The sequence below is a fragment of the Streptomyces sp. NPDC048338 genome, from assembly GCF_043201055.1.
GTDB lineage: Bacteria > Actinomycetota > Actinomycetes > Streptomycetales > Streptomycetaceae > Streptomyces.
On the sequence record NZ_JBICYQ010000011.1, the window covers coordinates 247,287 to 264,528 of the forward strand.

The following is a 17,242-nucleotide window of genomic DNA, read 5'->3' on the forward strand; positions in this document are numbered from 1 at the left end:
GCCCGCCGCGCAGTTCGGTGAGGTGCGACAGAGCGTTATCTGCCCCTCTATGTCCGAACAGTGGCTTACCTGGTGAGATGGAGCAACCTCGGCTCCTCCGGCAGCCGGAGCGACCCGGTCGCGCACGCGGCGGCGAGGGAGACGGCTCCGGCCAGTGGATCGCCGGCGGCGGACACGGCGCGGACCTGCGGAAGTTGCTCCGCGAGCTCCTTGCGCAGCGGTGCCAGCAGAGCGTCCCCCAGCTTGAACAGGCCGCCGGTCAGTGCCACTTCGCACGGCAGGCCGGCGGGGCACACGGCGGCGGCCGCCTCGGCGATGTGTGCCGCGGCCCGCGCCAGCACCTCGCCGGCCACCGGATCGCCCGCGTCGGCGCACGCGGCGACCGCGGGCGCGAAGGAGGCCAGCACGGCGGGGCGGTCGGTCCGCGGGTAGAGCGCGCCGGGCAGTCCGGCGGCCGGCCCGAAGAGCTCCTCGGCCCGGGCGAGCAGCGCGGCCGAACCGCCGCGGCGGCCGTCGTACGCGCGCATCGCCGCCTCGAGGCCCGCCCGGCCGATCCACGCGCCGCTGCCGCAGTCGCCGAGCAGATGTCCCCAGCCGTCGGCGCGGCGCCAGGAGTCCAGGTCCGTACCGAGCGCGATCATGCCGGTACCGGCGGCGACGACCGCCCCGGGCCGCTGCCCGAGGGCCCCCGCGTAGGCGGTGACGGCATCGGCGGCGAGGACCAGCGTGCGCACCCCCAGGGCGCGTTCCAGCGCACCGGGCAGCTCGGCGCGGAGTTCGTCACCGAGCGTCGCCATCCCGGCGGCGCCGACCGCCACGGCCACGACCGTCCCGGTCCCGGACGGGCCTGCGCCGCCGCCGGACGCCCCGGCCCGCAGCGTCTCGACGGCGGGCAGCACCTGCGCCAGAAGATGGGCCGCCTCGATCCCGCCCGGCCCGGTCCGCACCGGTTCGCGGGACGAGACGGAGCCCAGCACCCGCCCGCCCGACGCCTCGGCCAGGGCGATCCGCAGTCCCGAACCGCCCGAGTCGACCCCGACGACCAGGTCCCCGGCCCTCGGCGGCGTCACCGCGCGCCGCCGGTGCCGGTCGGGTGACTGCGTGACCTCATGGACGGACTCCTTGACGGGGGAGGAGGGGCGAGGCGGGCGGAGGGGGAACGGGCGGGGAGGGAGCGAGGGGTGACGGCCGGAAGCCTAACGGCGGTGGGCGCTCGGGGTGGGGGATCCGCCCCGGGGTCCCGTGACCGGTCGCGGGAGCGGCGCGCGCCGCCGGCCGCTCCGTGGTGATCGACTGTCCGTGTAGGCCGGTAGGGTGACCGACTGTGGCAGCACGACCGTTGAGTGAACTTGTGGAGCCCGGCTGGGCCGAGGCGTTGGCGCCGGTCGCCGGAGGCATCGCGGCGATGGGCGATTTCCTCCGCGCGGAGATCGCCGCCGGCCGGACGTACCTCCCGGCGGGGCAGCATGTCCTGCGCGCCTTCCAGCAGCCGTTCGACGAGGTGCGGGTGCTGATCGTGGGGCAGGACCCCTATCCCACGCCGGGCATGGCCATCGGGCACAGCTTCGCCGTCGCGCCCGAGGTGCGGCAGCTGCCGGGCAGCCTGGAGAACATCTACCGCGAGCTGCACACCGACCTGGGTCTCGCACGGCCGTCGAACGGCGATCTGACGCCGTGGACCCGGCAGGGGGTGCTCCTGTTGAACCGCGCGCTCACCACCGCCCCGCGGAAGCCGGGAGCCCATCGCGGCGCCGGCTGGGAGGCCGTCACCGAGCAGGCCATCCGCGCGCTCGCCGCCCGCGGCAAGCCGCTCGTGTCGATCCTGTGGGGCCGTGACGCCCGGAACGCCCGCCCGCTGCTCGGGGACCTGCCGGCCGTGGAGTCGGCCCACCCCTCCCCGATGTCCGCGGAACGCGGCTTCTTCGGCTCGCGCCCGTTCAGCCGCACCAACGAGCTCCTGGTCCGCCAGGGCGCCCAGCCCGTCGACTGGAGCCTCCCGTAGGGGTGTCCAGCCCACCGGGCCGGGTGCGTGCCCCGGGGCCCTGGCCCGGCACGCGACCGGACGTCAGCCGATGACCGCCGCGCGTACGCAGAGCACGTCCGGCAGGTGCGAGGCGAGCTGCTGCCAGGTGTCGCCGTCGTCCGCGCTCGCGTACACCTCTCCGTTGCGGTTGCCGAAGTAGACGCCCGCGGGGTCGCCGTCGTCCGTGCACATGGCGTCCCGCAGCACCGTGCCGTAGTGGTCGCCCTCGGGCAGCCCGGCGCCGAGGGGCTCCCAGCTGCCGCCCGCGTCGGTGGTGCGGTAGACGCGGCAGCGGTGGTCCGCCGGCACCCGGTCGGAGTCGGCGTTGATGGGGAAGACGTAGGCCGTGTCGGCGCGATGGGGGTGCGCCGCGACGGCGAAGCCGAAGTCGGACGGCAGCCCGGCGCCGATGTCCGTCCACCGGGCCCCCGCGTCGTCGCTGCGGAAGACGCCCCAGTGGTTCTGCAGGTACAGCCGGTCCAGATCGCCCGCGTCCTGCGCGATCTTGTGGACGCACTGCCCGAACTCCGGGTTCGGATCGGGCAGGAAGACCGCCGACACCCCGTCGTTGGACGGTGCCCAGCTCTCGCCGCCGTCCTGGGAGCGGAACACCCCGGCCGTCGACACCGCGACCGTCAGCCGGTCCGCGTCCCGCCGGTCGGTGACGATCGTGTGCACGGCCTCGCCGCCGCCGCCGGGCACCCACCGGTCCCGGGTCGGGTGCTCCCACAGCGGGCGGACCAGGTCGAAGGACTCCCCGCCGTCCTCGGACCTGAAGAGCGCGGCGGGCTCGGTCCCCGCGTACACGACGTCGGGCGAGTGGACGGGTGCCGGGTGCAGCTGCCACACCCGCTCCAGCGAGGCGCCCGTGTCCTGGGGGAACTTGACCGCCGGCCGCGGGGGCTCGTTCCAGGTGGCTCCGAGATCGTCGGAGTGGAACACGGAGGGACCCCAGTGCGCGCTGTCGCCCCCGACGAGCAGCCGCGGGGTGCCGCGGCGCGTGTCGATGCCGATCGAGTACACGGCCTGCGCGTTGAAGTGCGGGTCGTCGAACTCCCACCGGCCGTCGCGCCTGCGGCCGATGAACAGGCCCTTGCGGGTACCTACGGTGAGCAGAACGTCGGGCATGGCCGATCCCTCCAGGACGTCGTCGTCGCGGACAGGGGCCAGTCTGCACCCGGCCACCGACAGCGGCTCCCGGAACGGCGTCTGCCCAGGTCGGACGCGTGTTACCGGTCCGGCCCGGGGAGACGGCGCGGCAGCGCGCGGGCTCAGATCGCCCAGGCGTACTGGCTGGGGGCGTGGGTCTCGGCGCCCAGCTCGCGTGCGGCCCGGCGCGCCCAGGAGGCGTCGCGCAGCAGTTCGCGCCCGAGGAGGACGGCGTCGGCCTCGCCGTTGGCGACGATCTTCTCGGCCTGCGCGGCCTCGGTGATGAGGCCCACCGCGGCGACGGGGAGCCCGGTCTCGGCCTTCACCCGCGCCGCGAACGGCACCTGGTAGCCGGGGCCGACCGGGATCCGCGCCGGGCCGCCGTTGCCGCCGCTGGACACGTCCAGGAGGTCGACGCCGTGCTCGCGCAGCAGGGCCGCGAAGCGGACGGTCTCGTCCGCGGTCCAGCCCTGGTCCTCCAGCCAGTCGGTGGCCGAGATCCGGAAGAAGACGGGCAGCTCCTGCGGCCAGACCGCGCGCACCGCGTCGACGACGTCGAGCGCGAAGCGGGTGCGGTTCTCGAAGGAGCCGCCGTACTCGTCCGTCCGGTGGTTGCTGTGCGGGGAGAGGAACTCGCCGATGAGGTAGCCGTGGGCGCCGTGCACCTCGACGACCTCGAATCCGGCTTCGAGCGCGCGGCGGGCCGCGTCCGCGAACCGGCCGACGATCTCCCGGATCCCCTCGGCGGTGAGTTCGGTCGGTACGGGGTGTCCGTCGGCGAACTCCACCGGGCTCGGCCCGACCGGCTGCCAGCCGTGACCGTCCTCGGGCACCGGGCCGCGGCCCTCCCAGGGGCGGTTCGTGGACGCCTTGCGTCCGGCGTGCCCGATCTGGATCCCGGGCACCGTGCCGTGGTCCTTGAGGAAGCCGGCGATCCGGCGGAGCGCCGCGACCTGGGTGTCGTTCCAGATGCCGAGGTCGGCGGGGCTGATCCGGCCTTCGGGGGCGACGGCGGTGGCCTCGACCAGGATCAGGCCCGTGCCGCCGGTGGCGCGGGAGGCGTAGTGGGCGAAGTGCCAGTCGGTGGCCACGCCCGCGTTCGGTCCGAACACCTCTGCCGAGTACTGGCACATGGGGGCCATCCACACACGGTTGGGGATGGTCAGCGACCGCAGGGTGTAGGGCTCGAACAGGGCGACGCTCATGGCGGACTCCGTTTCAGGGGGCCTGGTGGGTGCTCGTACGATACTCATCGTAGTACGGCGTCTGTCAAACTACGAGAGCTCTCGTACAATGATCGGGTAGCCAGGACACCGGACGAAGTGGAGCCGCCGTGACGACCGCGACCAACCCCCGGGTCCTCGACCATCCCGCGCGGGACGCGATCCGGCTGGAGGACGTGCTGCACGCGCTGTCGGACGCGGTGCGGCTGCAGATCGTCAGCGAGATGGCGCGCGAGGAGGCGGAGTTGAGCTGTTCGCACTTCGACCTGCCGGTGACGAAGTCGACGACGACCCACCACTTCAGGGTGCTGCGCGAGAGCGGCGTCATCCAGCAGATCTACCGGGGCACGACCAAGCTGAACGCCCTGCGCCGGGACGACCTGGACGCGCTCTTCCCCGGCCTCCTGGACAGCGTGCTGGAAGCCGCCGCCGCGCAGTCCCGCCGTCTCGGCGACCCGCGGCCGGCCGCCGGCACGTCCTGACCCGTCACCCCCGGCCCCTCCGTGGCCGCCCCGCGGGACGGACCGCCGGTCCCGGAGCCGTTCACCCCGGTGGTGTCGCCGCCCCGCCGCCGGTCCGCGCCGCCGCCCGCAGGCCGGCCCAGTCCGGGATCTTCACCCGCCCGCGCCCCAGGGAGCGGCCGAGCTCCGACTCGGCGCGTTCGATGGCGAGCCAGCCCGGCCAGGCGACCGGCTCGTGCCCCAGCTCGCGCAGCGCGGCCAGCGGCTCGGCGCTCACCGGCCGGGCGGCGACTCGTTCCGCGTCGGCCAGGAGCGAGGCGACGGTCTCCTTGGCGCAGGGCCGGTTCGTGCCGATCACACCGGTGGGGCCGCGCTTGATCCAGCCCGCCACGTACTCGCCGGCGGACGGCTCGCCGTCCCGCAGGACGCGGCCCGCCGCGTGCGGGACCGTGCCCCGGGAGTGGTCGAAGGGCAGCCCCGGCAGGGCGACCCCCTGGTAGCCGACGGCGCGCAGCACCAGCTGGGCCTCGATCTCCTCGTACCGGCCCGTGCCCCGCACGCCGCCGTCGCCGTCGGGCTCCGTCCGCTCGAACCGCACCCCGGTGACCCGGCCGTCCGCGCCGAGGAGTTCCACCGGGCGGAGGAAGAACCGCAGCGTGACGGAGCGCCCGTCCAGGCCGTCGGCCGGAGCCGGGTCCGCCCAGCCCCGGACGACCTCCAGATTCCGCCGGTTCACGGCCGGCAGTCCCGACGGGTCCGCGAGCGACGCGTCCAGCGCCAGATCGGCCGGCTCCACCCGCACCCGCGTGCCGGCGAGACCGCCCAGCTCGCGCAGCTCCTTCGTGGTGAACCTGGCCTGACCCGGCCCGCGACGGCCCACCATGTGGACCGTGCGGACCCGGCTCTCCTCCAGGGCGGCGAGGGCCTCCTGGGGCACGTCCGTCGCCCTCAGCTCGTCCGAGGCGCGGACCAGGATCCGGGCGACGTCCACCGCCACGTTCCCGACCCCGATCACCACCGCCGACCGGGCGTCGAGTCCGAACCCTTCGGCGGCGGCGTCGGGGTGCGCGCTGTACCAGGAGACGAACTCGGTGGCCGAGTGGCTGCCGGCCAGGTCCTCGCCCGGCACCCCGAGCCGCCGGTCGCGCGCCGCGCCGACGCAGTACACGACCGCGTGGTAGAGCTCCAGCAGCCGGGCGGGTGTCAGTCCGTGCGCCCCGACCTCGACGTTCCCGAGGAAGCGGATCCGCTCGTCCTCCAGGACCGCGCGCAGGTTCTGCTGGAGGGACTTGATCTTCTCGTGGTCGGGCGCGACGCCGTAGCGCACCAGACCGTACGGGCACGGCAGCCGGTCGAGCACGTCCACCCGCACGTCGGGCACCGCCGACTGCTGGACCAGCGCCTGGGCGGTGTAGACCCCACTGGGCCCGGAACCGACGACAGCGACACGAAGCACGGCCGTACTCCTTCCCGCCGCGGGGAGTCCCGCCGAGAGGCTTCCAGCATCGCACCGCAGCCCTCCCGGGGGGAGAAGCGCGACACGGTCCTTTCGGGTGCCGCGCTCCTCGGCCGCCCGGGGCCTACATCGACCGCATCCGGTTGATCTCCGAGCTCTGCTGCGCGATGACGTCGTTCGCCATCTCCTCCACCAGCACGTTGTTCCCGGAGCCGAGCACCTCCGCCGCCATCGACACCGCCCCCTCGTGGTGCGTGATCATCAACCGCAGGAAGAGCCGGTCGAAAGCGGCTCCCTCGGCCTTCCGCAGCTCGGCGAGCTGCGCCTCGGTCGCCATCCCCGGCATGGCGTGGTGGTCGTGCGCGCCCTGGTCGCGCGGGCCACCGTTGTTTTTCAGCCAACCTTCCATCGCGCCGATCTCCGGCTGCTGGGCCGCGGAGATGCGCTCCGCCACCTTTCTGACCTGCTCCGATCCGGCCCGCTGCGGGGCGAGCGCGGTCATCGTCAATGCCTGCCGGTGGTGCGCGATCATCATCTGCACATAGGTGAAGTCCGCCGCGTTCGGCTTGTCGTCCGGCCTCAGCCGCGCCGCCTCCTCCGGCGATATCCGCCGGGCGGGCTCACCCGGCTTGCCGGGAGCCACCACCGCGGGGCCCGAGGCGCCCGTCGACCGCGACGCGTCCGGGTCGGATCCCGACTCGCAGGCGGCCAGGGCCAATACGGCGGCCGCGCCGAGCGCCACGGCGACTGCTCCACGGATACGGCGGTTCAACACGACGACCTCCAAGGTGGTTCCGGGGACCGGGGGACGAGACCCGGCACGACGGCAGGGGTGGGGCGGACGCGGGGACAGGGACCGTTCCTAGCACCCTTCCGTGGGTCGTTGATCGGAAACCTTGATTACGTCTGTGTTGCCATCTGTTGAGATGTGCATGCAAAGGAAGATACTGCCGGGGTCCATCAACCGTTCAACTACGAACGGACACAAGGGAGGACGGAGTGACTTCGTTGCGTATCACGCGTACCCCGCGCGCACGGATCAGAGGTCTGGGTGTGGCCACCGCCGCAGCCGGACTGCTGGTCAGCCTGCTCGCAGCCGGCCCCGCAACCGCCACACCCGACCCGGGTGACTCCTCCGCGCCGGGCTCCGTCTCGGCGCAGCAGGCCGCCGAGGCGCGGTCCGCCATCCAGAGCGGCGAGATACCCGGTGTGGACGAGGTCGTCCACAGCAAGAACATCGAACACCTCGTCAACATCCCCAAGGACGCGCTCCCGGGGACGAACTCCGACCTGGCCTTCCAGGGCAAGTACGCCTTCGCGGGCAACTACGACGGCTTCCGGATCTTCGACATCAGCAACCCGAGGGCTCCCAGGACCGTCGCCCAGGTGCTGTGCCCCGGATCCCAGAACGACATCTCGGTCTCCGGCAACCTCGTCTTCCTCTCCACCGACTCCTCCCGCAGCGACAACTCCTGCGCCAGCACCACCCAGCCGGCCACGGAGAAGTCCTCCTGGGAGGGCATGAAGATCTTCGACATCAGCGACATCACCAACCCCAGGTACGTCGCCGCCGTCGAGACGTCCTGCGGCTCGCACACCCACACGCTGGTGCCGAAGCGCAAGGACGTCTACGTCTACGTCTCCTCGTACTCGCCGAACGCAGCCTTCCCCGACTGCCAGCCCCCGCACGACGGCATCTCGGTCATCAAGGTGCCCCGCAAGGCGCCCGAGAAGGCCGCGATCGTCAACTTCCCCGTCCTCTTCCCGGGTGAGGGCCCGGACGGCGGCGGAAACCCCGGCGGCCCGACCAACCCGGGCGTCTCCAAGACCACCGGCTGCCACGACATCACCGTGCTGCCGGGCAAGGACCTCGCGGCCGGCGCCTGCATGGGTGACGGCATCCTCTTCGACATCGCGGACCCCGAGAACCCGAAGGTGATCGACCAGGTCCAGGACAACGTCAACTTCGCCTTCTGGCACTCGGCCACCTTCAACCAGAAGGCCGACAAGGTCGTCTTCACCGACGAGCTCGGCGGCGGCGGCGCGGCCACCTGCAACGCGGTCGTGGGCCCGAACCGCGGCGCGGACGGCATCTACGACATCGTCGGCAAGGGCAAGAAGCGCAAGCTCGTCTTCCGCAGCTACTTCAAGATCCCGCGCCACCAGGCCGACACCGAGAACTGCGTCGCCCACAACGGCTCGCTGATCCCGGTCAAGGGCAAGGACCTGATGGTCCAGGCCTGGTACCAGGGCGGCGTCTCCGTCTGGGACTTCACCGACTCGGCCAAGCCCAGGGAGATCGCCTACTTCGAGCGCGGCCCGCTGTCCGCCACCACCATGAGCACCGGCGGCGCGTGGTCGGCGTACTACTACAACGGCTACATCTACTCCAACGACATCGCGAAGGGCTTCGACGTCCTGAAGATCTCCGACCGTCGTACCGACCCCGCGAAGCGGATCCGGATGGACGGCCTCAACGTCCAGACCCAGCCGGACTACTTCGACGACTTCGACCGCTGATCCGACGCGGGTGGCCGGCCCATCAGGGCCACCGGTGTGAGCGGCACCCCGTCGGGCGGACCTCCGCCCGGCGGGGTGCCGCGCTCCCAGCCGAGCCCGTACCGCTGGAACAGTTCCGCGCGCAGCCGGCTCACCGGCATCGGAGCCCCCGGCAGCAGCACCGCCACCACGGCGCCCATCAGCAAGGCCCGCAGCAGGGGGTAGTCGGTGTCCGGGTCGGCGGAGCCGTACCGGACCATCGTGTCCCGCAGCAGGGCGGCGAGCCGCTGCTGCTCCGGGCAGCGCACGAACCCCTCCGCCTGCAGGATCAGCGCCATGTGCGTCCGCATCAGCACCGGCCGGTCCACCGCCAGGCCCAGCACCGCGTCGATCGCCCGCGCCAGGCGCTCCCGGCCGTCGTCCGTCCGCGGCTCGCGCTCCAGCGCCTCCTCCAGCGTCAGGTGCATCAGCCGGTGCACGGCGGACTGCAGCAGCTGACGCTTGCCCGGGAAGTAGTACGAGATCAGCCCGCGGGCCGAGCCGGCCCGCTCGGCGATGTCGCCGAGCGTCGTCGCCTCGTACCCCCGCTCGGAGACCAGCTCGACGGTGGCCTGCAGCAGCCGCTCGCGCGAACGGCGCCGAAGCTCTTCATTGACCGATGCGCTACGCGGGGACATGCTGGACTCCTGCGTTGACTGGCTCACGGCCAATATACTCAGCGCATCCTGCTGTCGCGCCCTCACGGCCGGTCGGCGGGACTGCCGTCTGTTCTGGGCGACGCGGGGGATCGTCCAGGACAGGCGGCGTCACGAGCCTTCTCCCATTGTCCTCCGCTCGTCCGCGGGGGCCGCCCGGCGGTACGTGAGGATCGCGACGGCGACGCACGTCCAGCCGAGGAGCCAGCCGGCGACCACGTCCGACGGCCAGTGCACCCCCAGGTACACCCGGGTCCACCCCACGCCCAGCACCGACACCACCGCCGCCACCGCGAGGACGCTCCAGCCCCGCCACGTCTCCCGCCAGTGCATCGCGAGCACCCACAGCAGCAGCCCGCAGCTCACCACCGCCGTCATCGCGTGCCCCGAGGGGAACGCCGCGTACTGCGCCGAATCGACCGGGTCGGGCCAGCTGGGCCGGGCCCGGCCGACCGCCGACTTCAGCCCCTGCTGCAGCGCCGCCGCCAGCACGCTCGTCCCCGCCAGCCAGAGCGCCGGCCGGCGCTCCCCTCGCCACCACAGCACCACCACGGCCACCGCGATCAGCGCCCGCATCGTCCACGGATCCCACACCCAGTCGGTCAGGATCCGGTTGGCGCGCGTGAAACCGGGTTCGGCCACGGCGCTGCGGTGCAGCGCGTCGACGACCCACCGGTCGAGCGAGAGGAGCGGGGGCCATCCCACGGCCACCAGGACGAGCAGCAACACGGCCAGGGCACCGGACACCACCGCGGAGGAGCGCATGGGGTGATCCTCCCCGACCCGCACACCGAACGGAGCGACCGGCTCCGCGAAGGCGGCTAACCGAGCGCCCGCAGCGCCGGAACGAACGCCACCAGCACCGGCACCACCGGCACCAGCGCCGCCGCGGCGGTCAGCCGCAGGCGCCGCCCCGCCGTGAAGCGCGGCGCGGCCCTGAGCAGCCGGTCCACCCGCCTCGGCAGATCCGCGTCCGGAGTCGTGCCCGGTCCGAACACCCCGCGGTCCTCGTTGAGTTCCACCAGAGCCAGCGCGATCGTCAGCCGCCCGAAGCGGCGCGAGGCGACGTCGTCGGCAGCCAGCTCCACCAGCCGGTGCATCTCGTCCCGGAAGGCCGCGAAGACCGGAATCCCCGGAAAGCCCGTCGCCAGCGCCCCCGAGCAGTGCCGCAGCCAGTCGTGCCGCGCCCGGGCGTGTCCCTGCTCGTGCGCGAGCACGGCGTCCAACTGACGCCCCTTGAGGCGGCGCAGCGCGGCCGTCGTGACGACCAGCTGCGGGGCCGGACCGGGAAGCAGCCACGCGTCCGACCGCTCGCCCTCCAGGACCACGAGCCGCTCCCTGCCGGAGCCGCTCTCCTGTTCCTCGCCCGGCAACAGCGGGGAACGGCGCAGGAGTTCCCCACGGCGCTGCCGGCGCCGGGCCCGCGCCCGGCCGATCTCCCGGCCCAGCATCGCGCCGCTCCACAGGCCACCACAGGCGAGGGCCACCGCGAGCACGGCCGACCAGGGCCGGCCGGCGCCCAGTTCGTACGCCTCCAGCACTCCGCGCGGCGCGGGCGCGAAGACACGACCCCGCACCACCTGCCAGGCCGCCGCCGCGCTGAACGTCATCGACAGCGCGAAGCTCAGCAGCACCCCGGCCACCACGCACTGCCACACCCAGAGCGCCACCACCGGCTCGCGCTCCGCCCAGTCGGACCGCGACAGCAGCCGAGGGGCGACGACGGCGGTGAGGACGCCGAGCGCGAGCAACGCGAGGGAGACCACCATGGCGTCAGACTATGAGGGCCGTGCTACCCGGGGGTATGCCCGTGCGCGGCAAGTGACGCACGCCACGGTTTCGCCCGGCGCGTCGCGCCAGGCCCGCTGTGAGGCGGAGGCCGGCCGGCGGCCTCCCGTTCACGCGGGCAGGGTGACAGCCCGGTGCCGGTGCTCACAGCGTCACGAGCATCGCCAGCATCGCGAGCGCCATCGACAACCGGCAGACCCGCGTGAACTCCGGCCGCTCCGCCCAGAGCACGGGAGCGGAGCCCGCCGGCGCCGCCACCGGGACCAGACGCGCCCCCGCCCGCAGGACGTACACCGAGTAGTACGCGAGGAGCGCTCCCGTGAGCAGCGGTATCCCACCCGTGCCCGCCGCGCCGTGCCCCCCGTGCCCCCCCTGCGCACCCCCGCCCGGGGCCGTGGCCATCGCCACGGCCATGTAGACCATCGCCGCGGACCCCACCAGGTGGTGGAGATGGTGGCCGCCGCTCCGGGCGCCCGCCAGCGCGCGCAGCGACGCGACGCCGAACACCACCGCGTACACCGCCCAGCTCCAGACCGGCGGCGTGAGCACCGCCGCCGGCAGGGCCATCGAGGCCATCCCGAAGCCCATCACGGCCTCGCCGCCCGCGGCCCTGCGCTCCTCGCCCGAGCATCCGCGCCGACGCAGCAGGCAGTACGCCGCGCTCGCCGCGCACAGCGCGACCATCGCCCATGCCGGCCACGCAGCCCACGCCGCTCCGTGCACCGCACACCTCCCCGTCCGACGGCGCCGCTCGGCCCCCCGAGTGCATGCCCAGCCGCACCGGGGCACACGCGAGCGCAGAGGCGCGCAGGGGCGTACGAAGGGGAGCGCGCGCCCACGTTAGGCTCGGGGCGATCGCCTTCACCGATCGATCAGCGCCCCGAGGGGAGACCGAACACCATGGACACCGCCGCGCCCCAGGACACCGGCCGGATCACCTACCGCGACGCGGTCGAGGACGACGTCCCGGTCCTGGTCCCGCTCGTCGAGTCGGCCTACCGCGGCGACTCCAGCCGGACCGGCTGGACCACCGAGGCGGACATCCTCCAGGGCCAGCGGACCGACGCGGAGGGCGTCCGGGCCGTCATCACCACCGAGGGCAGCCGCCTGCTGGTGGTCGAGCAGGACGGCCGGGTCATCGCCTGCTGCCAGCTGGAACACCGCGGCGAAGCCGCCTACTTCGGCATGTTCGCGGTCAGTCCGGCGCTCCAGGGCGCCGGCCTGGGCCGCCTGATCATCACCGAGGCGGAGCGGCGGGTCCGCGAGATCTGGGGCGTGCGCGAGATGCACATGACGGTGATCTCGGTGCGCGAGGAGCTCATCGCCTGGTACGAGCGGCGCGGCTACCGCCGTACGGGACGGATGACCCCGTTCCCGTACGGCGACGAGCGCTTCGGTGTCCCGCAGCGCGACGACCTGCAGTTCGAGCTGCTGGTGAAGGACCTGGTCTGAGAACCGCCCCCGGCCGGGGGCGGGTCAGGCCGTGAAGCGGCCGGTGCGGCGGATCTCCGGATAGTCGGTCGTCGCGCCGTCCAGCTCCAGGGCCCGCGCGAGCCGCAGGTGCTCCTGGGTGTTCACCACCCAGCCGATCACCCGCAGCCGCTCCGCGTGGGCCCGCTCGACGGTCGCCAGCGTCAGGTGCCGGATGTTGAGGACGAGGGCGCCGGCACCGACCGCGAGGGCCCGGTCCACGACGTCCTCGCCCCAGCGGTCCGCGACCAGGGCCGTGCGGACACCGGGCACGAGACGTGCGGTCTCGGCGATCGCCTCGTCGTGGAAGGACAGCACCTCCACCCGCTCGGCCAGGTCGCGCCGGTTCAGCACGCCGGCGAGCGCCTGTGCCGCCGCCACGTCCTTGATCTCGGCCTGGAGCGGGGCCCGCACCGCGTCCAGGACCTCCTCGAAGACGGGGACGCGCTCCCCGTCGCCCGCGTCCAGTTCGCGCAGCTCGGCGAGCGTCTGCGCGGAGATCGGGCCGCTGCCGTTGGTGGTGCGGTCGACGTCCGCGTCGTGCATGACGACGAGGGCGCCGTCCTTGCTCAGGTGGAGATCCAGCTCGATGGCGTCCATCCCGGCCCGCTCCGCCCGCACGAACGAGCGCAGGGTGTTCTCGGGCTCGACGCCCATGACTCCGCGATGACCGATGGTGAGGAAAGTCAAGACCTTCTCGCTTCCGTCGATGTCGGGCCCGGGGACCCCTCCGGGCACCCGGTGCGGCTCGGGGCGCAGCCTAACGGCTGGGCATCGAGAGGTCAGCGCACGTGCGGGTGTCGGCCGCACGGGGCGTTCGAGGCGGCCCCCACGCCCGACGGGGTGCCGGGGGCATCCCGGAACGCTCCCGTCAGGGGCGGCCGAGGACCCGCGCCCGGGCGTCCCGCAGGCAGCTCGCCCGCCGGGCGGCGGCCGGTCGCCGCGCCGCCCGGAGGCCAGGCCGCGTCCGGATGCCTCGACGAGGAGGTCGACGCCTTGTCCCGTGCGGCGGATGCGATTGCCTCGACGCTTCCAGACAGGAAAAACAGCGGCGATCAGGGGGGTCGCACAGGATAATTTCTCCCTTCTCCTCTTGTGGGGGAGAACCTCGCATGGTTACGGTGTCTTAACGCGAGGTTCTCCTGTGGAGGAAGAGGCATGACGGAAATTCTTGTGCAGGACGTGACCAGTGGGGGGATATCCACCGCCACCCCGGTGATCGAGCATCCTGCCTGGCCCGAGCTCAAGGGTGCCGTGGAGGCGATCCGTCCCTGGCAGAACGCCGACGGCTCCATCGACTTCGAGGCCGAGGGTGCGCCGACCCGTGAGGTCGCCACCGTCACCGTCAGCCGTGTCGCGCACGCGGTCGAGCAGCTCTCCCCGCTGCTCCCGCACGACGCCGCCTACCACCTCGCGCTCGTCGCCGACCTGCGCAAGTGGGTCGAGGAGGGCTTCGGCGTGCCGGACTTCCTCGACTCGCTGCTGGCCTTCCAGCCGGCCGCCGGCCGTGCGGACGGGCTCCAGCACCTGGTGCTCTTCCCGATGTACACGCAGAACGGCAACCCGGACCGCAACTTCGAGGCCGTCGTCCTGCGCATGGTGTGGCCCGAGTGGCTCTCGGAGCTGGAGCGCACCCGCTACGACAACCCGCTGTTCTGCGGCATCACCTTCGAGGACTTCACCGCGGGGTACGACACGCACTCCGCCGTCCTCTTCCCCGAGACCATCGCGGTGCGCGAGGCCCCCGAGCGCTTCAGCTGGGGCGGCATCTTCTGCGACCGCGAGGCCGCCCGCTTCCGCAAGGTCACCGAGGCCGCCGTCGACATCCTGGGCATCGAGCTGCCCGAGGACATCGCCGCCATGGTCCAGGACCAGGAGCGGTGCGAGAAGGCGTTCGTCCTGTGGGACATGGTCCACGACCGCACCCACAGCCACGGCGACCTCCCGTTCGACCCGTTCATGATCAAGCAGCGCCAGCCGTTCTGGATGTACGGCCTGGAGGAGCTGCGCTGCGACCTCACCGCCTTCAAGGAGGCCGTGAAGCTGGAGGCCGAGGGCAACACCCACGGCCGTGACGTGCAGTACGCCGTCCTCTTCGACCGGATGTTCCGCTTCCCGGTCTCCGGCGACCGCAACCGCAACTACGACGGTGTGGGCGGCCAGCTCCTCTTCGCGTACCTCCACAAGCACGACGTGGTGCGCTGGACGGACAACAAGCTCAAGATCGACTGGCAGCGGGCCCCCGAGGTCACCAACCAGCTCTGCGCCGAGATCGAGAAGCTGTACCGCGACGGCATCGACCGCCCCAAGCTGGTCCACTGGCTGGCCGCGTACGACCTGGTCTCCACCTACCTCGCTCCGCACCCGGGCTCCCGCTGGGCCAAGGGCCCCGACGCCCTGGACCTGTCGCTGCCGCCCCGCAAGCTCGTCGACGACGTGCTTCCGGACGAGTTTCCGCTCAGCATGTTCTATGAGGCCCTGTCCAAGAAGCTGAAGGGCGTGATCGCCTCCACCAAGGGCATCACCGCCGCCGACGCGTCCCGGGACGGGCAGGCTGCCGCGTGAACCCTGTCACGGAGGAGGCGACGACCATGAACGGCAACGGGAACGGCGGACCGCTGGACGGAGCCGTCATCGCGGTCGCGGGAGCGGCCGGCGCGGCCGGCCGGGCGACGCTTCTGCGTCTCGCCGAAGCCGGAGCGACCGTCGTCGCCTCGGACGCGGATCCCGAGCGTCTGGCCGAGGCGGTCGACGCCGCCCGCTACGCCCACGGCGGTGCCACCGTCATCGGTGACACGGTCGACCTCTTCGACCTGGGCGCCGCCCGCGAGTGGGCGGACAAGACCGAGAAGGAGTTCGGCCGGATCGACGGGCTGGTCCACCTCGTGGGCGGCTGGCGCGGCAGCGGCTCCTTCGCGGAGACCGACCTCGCGGACTGGGCCTTCCTGGAGAAGCTGCTCATCCGCACGGTCCAGACCACCTCGCTCGCCTTCCAGGGCGCGCTGCAGCGCAGCGAGCGCGGCCGCTACCTGCTGGTCAGCGCCGCGGGCGCCTCCAAGCCCACCGCCGGGAACGCCGCCTACGCGGCGGCCAAGGCGGCGGCCGAGGCGTGGACCCTCGCGATGGGCGACGAGTTCCGCAAGGCGGGGGGCGAGAAAGGCCCGTCGGCGGCGGCTGCGATCCTGGTGATCAAGGCACTGGTGCACGACGCCATGCGCGCCGAACGCCCCAATGCGAAGTTCGCGGGCTTCACCGACGTCAAGGATCTGGCCGACGCCATCGCCGGTGTCTGGGACCGGCCCGCACAGGAAGTGAATGGACAGCGTCTGTGGCTGACCCCCAAGCCGTGACCCCGGCGTTCCCCACCAGGACCGACGCGCGTCGTCACCACGACCCGTCGGTCCGGGGCTTCGCCAGCGACAACTACGCCGGCGTCCACCCCGAGGTGCTCGCCGCCCTCGCCCTCGCCAACGACGGTCACCAGATCGCGTACGGCGAGGACGACTACACCGAGCACCTCCAGCGGATCATGCACAGCCACTTCGGCCCGCACGCCGAAGCCTTCCCGGTCTTCAACGGGACGGGTGCCAACGTGACCGCGCTGCAGGCCCTGACCGACCGCTGGGGCGCGGTGATCTGCGCCGAGTCCGCGCACATCAACGTGGACGAGGGCGGCGCGCCCGAGCGGATGGGCGGCCTCAAGCTGCTCACGGTGCCGACTCCGGACGGCAAGCTCACTCCCGAGCTGATCGACCGGCAGGCGTGGGGCTGGGAGGACGAGCACCGGGCGATGCCGCAGGTCGTCTCGATCACCCAGAACACCGAACTCGGCACGGTCTACACCGTGGACGAGATCCGCGCGATCGTCGAGCACGCGCACGGCAAGGGCATGAAGGTGCACCTCGACGGCGCCCGGATAGCCAACGCCGCCGCCTCGCTCGACGTGCCGATGCGCGCCTTCACGAACGCGGTGGGCGTGGACGTCATCTCGTACGGCGGCACGAAGAACGGCATGCTCTTCGGCGAGGCGATCGTGGTGCTCAACCCGGACACCGTCAGCCACATGAAGCACCTGCGCAAGCTGTCCATGCAGCTCGCCTCGAAGATGCGGTTCGTCTCCGTGCAGCTGGAGGCCCTGCTGGCCAAGGACCTGTGGCTGCGCAACGCCCGGCACTCCAATGCCATGGCGCAGCGCCTCGCGGCCGGCGTCCGCGGCGTCGACGGCGTGGAGATCCTCTACCCCGTGCAGGCCAACGCGGTCTTCGCCCGGCTGCCCCACGAGGTCAGCGCCCGGCTGCAGAAGCGCTTCCGCTTCTACTTCTGGGACGAGGCGGCCGGTGACGTGCGCTGGATGTGCTCGTTCGACACCACGGAGGACGACGTGGACGCGTTCCTCCAGGCCCTGAAGGAAGAAATGGCGCGATAGCGCCCATCAGATCGCATGGATATGCGCTCGGACGGAAAGTCATTGACTCCCG

General features: G+C 72.7%; 17 protein-coding genes. 7 read left to right on the forward strand and 10 right to left on the reverse strand.

The window, feature by feature from the left end; all coding sequences use genetic code 11:
* Positions 1–65: 65 nt before the first annotated feature.
* Complete coding sequence (locus tag ACGFZF_RS25665; RefSeq protein ID WP_393557700.1) at positions 66–1,070, reverse strand: N-acetylglucosamine kinase; 1,005 nt, start codon at positions 1,068–1,070, stop codon at positions 66–68.
* Positions 1,071–1,324: 254 nt separating this feature from the next.
* Between ACGFZF_RS25665 and ACGFZF_RS25670 the strand changes: the two genes are divergently transcribed.
* The gene (locus ACGFZF_RS25670) at positions 1,325–2,002 is read left to right on the forward strand and encodes a uracil-DNA glycosylase (RefSeq protein ID WP_393557702.1); all 678 of its coding nucleotides are present in this window, start codon (positions 1,325–1,327) and stop codon (positions 2,000–2,002) included.
* Between the two features lie 63 nt (positions 2,003–2,065).
* On the opposite strand, the gene ACGFZF_RS25675 is transcribed toward ACGFZF_RS25670, so the two are convergent.
* Both ACGFZF_RS25675 and ACGFZF_RS25680 read right to left on the reverse strand, forming a co-directional pair.
* Positions 2,066–3,151: a WD40/YVTN/BNR-like repeat-containing protein gene (locus ACGFZF_RS25675; protein ID WP_393557704.1), complete on the reverse strand. Its 1,086-nt coding sequence runs from the start codon at positions 3,149–3,151 to the stop codon at positions 2,066–2,068.
* A gap of 143 nt (positions 3,152–3,294) precedes the next feature.
* Complete coding sequence (locus ACGFZF_RS25680; protein ID WP_393557706.1) at positions 3,295–4,377, reverse strand: NADH:flavin oxidoreductase/NADH oxidase; 1,083 nt, start codon at positions 4,375–4,377, stop codon at positions 3,295–3,297.
* A gap of 128 nt (positions 4,378–4,505) precedes the next feature.
* Between ACGFZF_RS25680 and ACGFZF_RS25685 the strand changes: the two genes are divergently transcribed.
* Complete coding sequence (locus ACGFZF_RS25685) at positions 4,506–4,877, forward strand: ArsR/SmtB family transcription factor (protein ID WP_393557708.1); 372 nt, start codon at positions 4,506–4,508, stop codon at positions 4,875–4,877.
* 61 nt (positions 4,878–4,938) lie between these two features.
* Here the strand turns inward: ACGFZF_RS25685 and ACGFZF_RS25690 are convergent, their stop codons facing one another.
* Positions 4,939–6,312: an FAD-dependent oxidoreductase gene (locus ACGFZF_RS25690; RefSeq protein WP_393557710.1), complete on the reverse strand. Its 1,374-nt coding sequence runs from the start codon at positions 6,310–6,312 to the stop codon at positions 4,939–4,941.
* 124 nt (positions 6,313–6,436) lie between these two features.
* Positions 6,437–7,087, reverse strand: coding sequence for a DUF305 domain-containing protein (locus tag ACGFZF_RS25695; RefSeq protein WP_393557712.1), 651 nt, complete (start codon positions 7,085–7,087; stop codon positions 6,437–6,439).
* Positions 7,088–7,311: 224 nt separating this feature from the next.
* Between ACGFZF_RS25695 and ACGFZF_RS25700 the strand changes: the two genes are divergently transcribed.
* The gene (locus ACGFZF_RS25700; RefSeq protein ID WP_393557714.1) at positions 7,312–8,832 is read left to right on the forward strand and encodes an LVIVD repeat-containing protein; all 1,521 of its coding nucleotides are present in this window, start codon (positions 7,312–7,314) and stop codon (positions 8,830–8,832) included.
* Here the strand turns inward: ACGFZF_RS25700 and ACGFZF_RS25705 are convergent.
* The 4 genes from ACGFZF_RS25705 to ACGFZF_RS25720 form a co-directional block, all read right to left on the reverse strand.
* Positions 8,808–9,488 (reverse strand): TetR/AcrR family transcriptional regulator, encoded by a 681-nt coding sequence (locus ACGFZF_RS25705; RefSeq protein WP_393557716.1) that lies wholly within the window; start codon positions 9,486–9,488, stop codon positions 8,808–8,810. The two genes, ACGFZF_RS25700 and ACGFZF_RS25705, sit on opposite strands and share 25 nt — an antisense overlap.
* 129 nt (positions 9,489–9,617) lie before the next feature.
* Positions 9,618–10,271, reverse strand: a complete 654-nt coding sequence (locus ACGFZF_RS25710; RefSeq protein ID WP_393557718.1) for a phosphatase PAP2 family protein — start codon at positions 10,269–10,271, stop codon at positions 9,618–9,620.
* Between the two features lie 56 nt (positions 10,272–10,327).
* Positions 10,328–11,275 carry a M56 family metallopeptidase gene (locus ACGFZF_RS25715; RefSeq protein WP_393557720.1) on the reverse strand — a complete coding sequence of 316 codons (948 nt, stop codon included), beginning with the start codon at positions 11,273–11,275 and terminating at the stop codon, positions 10,328–10,330.
* 163 nt (positions 11,276–11,438) lie between these two features.
* Positions 11,439–12,017, reverse strand: coding sequence for a DUF5134 domain-containing protein (locus ACGFZF_RS25720; protein ID WP_393557722.1), 579 nt, complete (start codon positions 12,015–12,017; stop codon positions 11,439–11,441).
* 177 nt (positions 12,018–12,194) lie between these two features.
* Here ACGFZF_RS25720 and ACGFZF_RS25725 point away from each other — a divergent pair, with 177 nt between their 5' ends.
* The gene (locus ACGFZF_RS25725) at positions 12,195–12,746 is read left to right on the forward strand and encodes a GNAT family N-acetyltransferase (protein WP_393557724.1); all 552 of its coding nucleotides are present in this window, start codon (positions 12,195–12,197) and stop codon (positions 12,744–12,746) included.
* Positions 12,747–12,770: 24 nt separating this feature from the next.
* Here the strand turns inward: ACGFZF_RS25725 and ACGFZF_RS25730 are convergent, their stop codons facing one another.
* Positions 12,771–13,454, reverse strand: a complete 684-nt coding sequence (locus tag ACGFZF_RS25730; protein WP_393557726.1) for a glycerophosphodiester phosphodiesterase — start codon at positions 13,452–13,454, stop codon at positions 12,771–12,773.
* Positions 13,455–13,922: 468 nt separating this feature from the next.
* Here ACGFZF_RS25730 and ACGFZF_RS25735 point away from each other — a divergent pair, with 468 nt between their 5' ends.
* From ACGFZF_RS25735 to ACGFZF_RS25745, 3 genes are read left to right on the forward strand one after another with little or no spacing between them, the layout of a single operon-like run.
* Positions 13,923–15,329, forward strand: a complete 1,407-nt coding sequence (locus ACGFZF_RS25735) for a DUF6421 family protein (protein ID WP_393557728.1) — start codon at positions 13,923–13,925, stop codon at positions 15,327–15,329.
* Between the two features lie 26 nt (positions 15,330–15,355).
* Complete coding sequence (locus ACGFZF_RS25740) at positions 15,356–16,114, forward strand: SDR family NAD(P)-dependent oxidoreductase (RefSeq protein ID WP_393557730.1); 759 nt, start codon at positions 15,356–15,358, stop codon at positions 16,112–16,114.
* On the forward strand, positions 16,093–17,190 hold the full coding sequence (locus ACGFZF_RS25745; protein WP_393557732.1) for a threonine aldolase family protein: 1,098 nt from the start codon (positions 16,093–16,095) through the stop codon (positions 17,188–17,190). The genes ACGFZF_RS25740 and ACGFZF_RS25745 overlap by 22 nt, the downstream gene beginning before the upstream one ends.
* Positions 17,191–17,242: the final 52 nt, after the last annotated feature.

Bases quoted from the DNA above. Each gene is read 5' to 3' on its own strand.
- ACGFZF_RS25725 (WP_393557724.1), top strand. From the start codon at position 12,195: ATGGACACCGCCGCGCCCCAGGACACCGGCCGGATCACCTACCGCGAC.
- ACGFZF_RS25705 (WP_393557716.1), bottom strand. From the start codon at position 9,488: ATGTCCCCGCGTAGCGCATCGGTCAATGAAGAGCTTCGGCGCCGTTCG.
- ACGFZF_RS25710 (WP_393557718.1), bottom strand. From the start codon at position 10,271: ATGCGCTCCTCCGCGGTGGTGTCCGGTGCCCTGGCCGTGTTGCTGCTC.
- ACGFZF_RS25735 (WP_393557728.1), top strand. From the start codon at position 13,923: ATGACGGAAATTCTTGTGCAGGACGTGACCAGTGGGGGGATATCCACC.
- ACGFZF_RS25715 (WP_393557720.1), bottom strand. From the start codon at position 11,275: ATGGTGGTCTCCCTCGCGTTGCTCGCGCTCGGCGTCCTCACCGCCGTC.
- ACGFZF_RS25740 (WP_393557730.1), top strand. From the start codon at position 15,356: ATGAACGGCAACGGGAACGGCGGACCGCTGGACGGAGCCGTCATCGCG.
- ACGFZF_RS25680 (WP_393557706.1), bottom strand. From the start codon at position 4,377: ATGAGCGTCGCCCTGTTCGAGCCCTACACCCTGCGGTCGCTGACCATC.
- ACGFZF_RS25675 (WP_393557704.1), bottom strand. From the start codon at position 3,151: ATGCCCGACGTTCTGCTCACCGTAGGTACCCGCAAGGGCCTGTTCATC.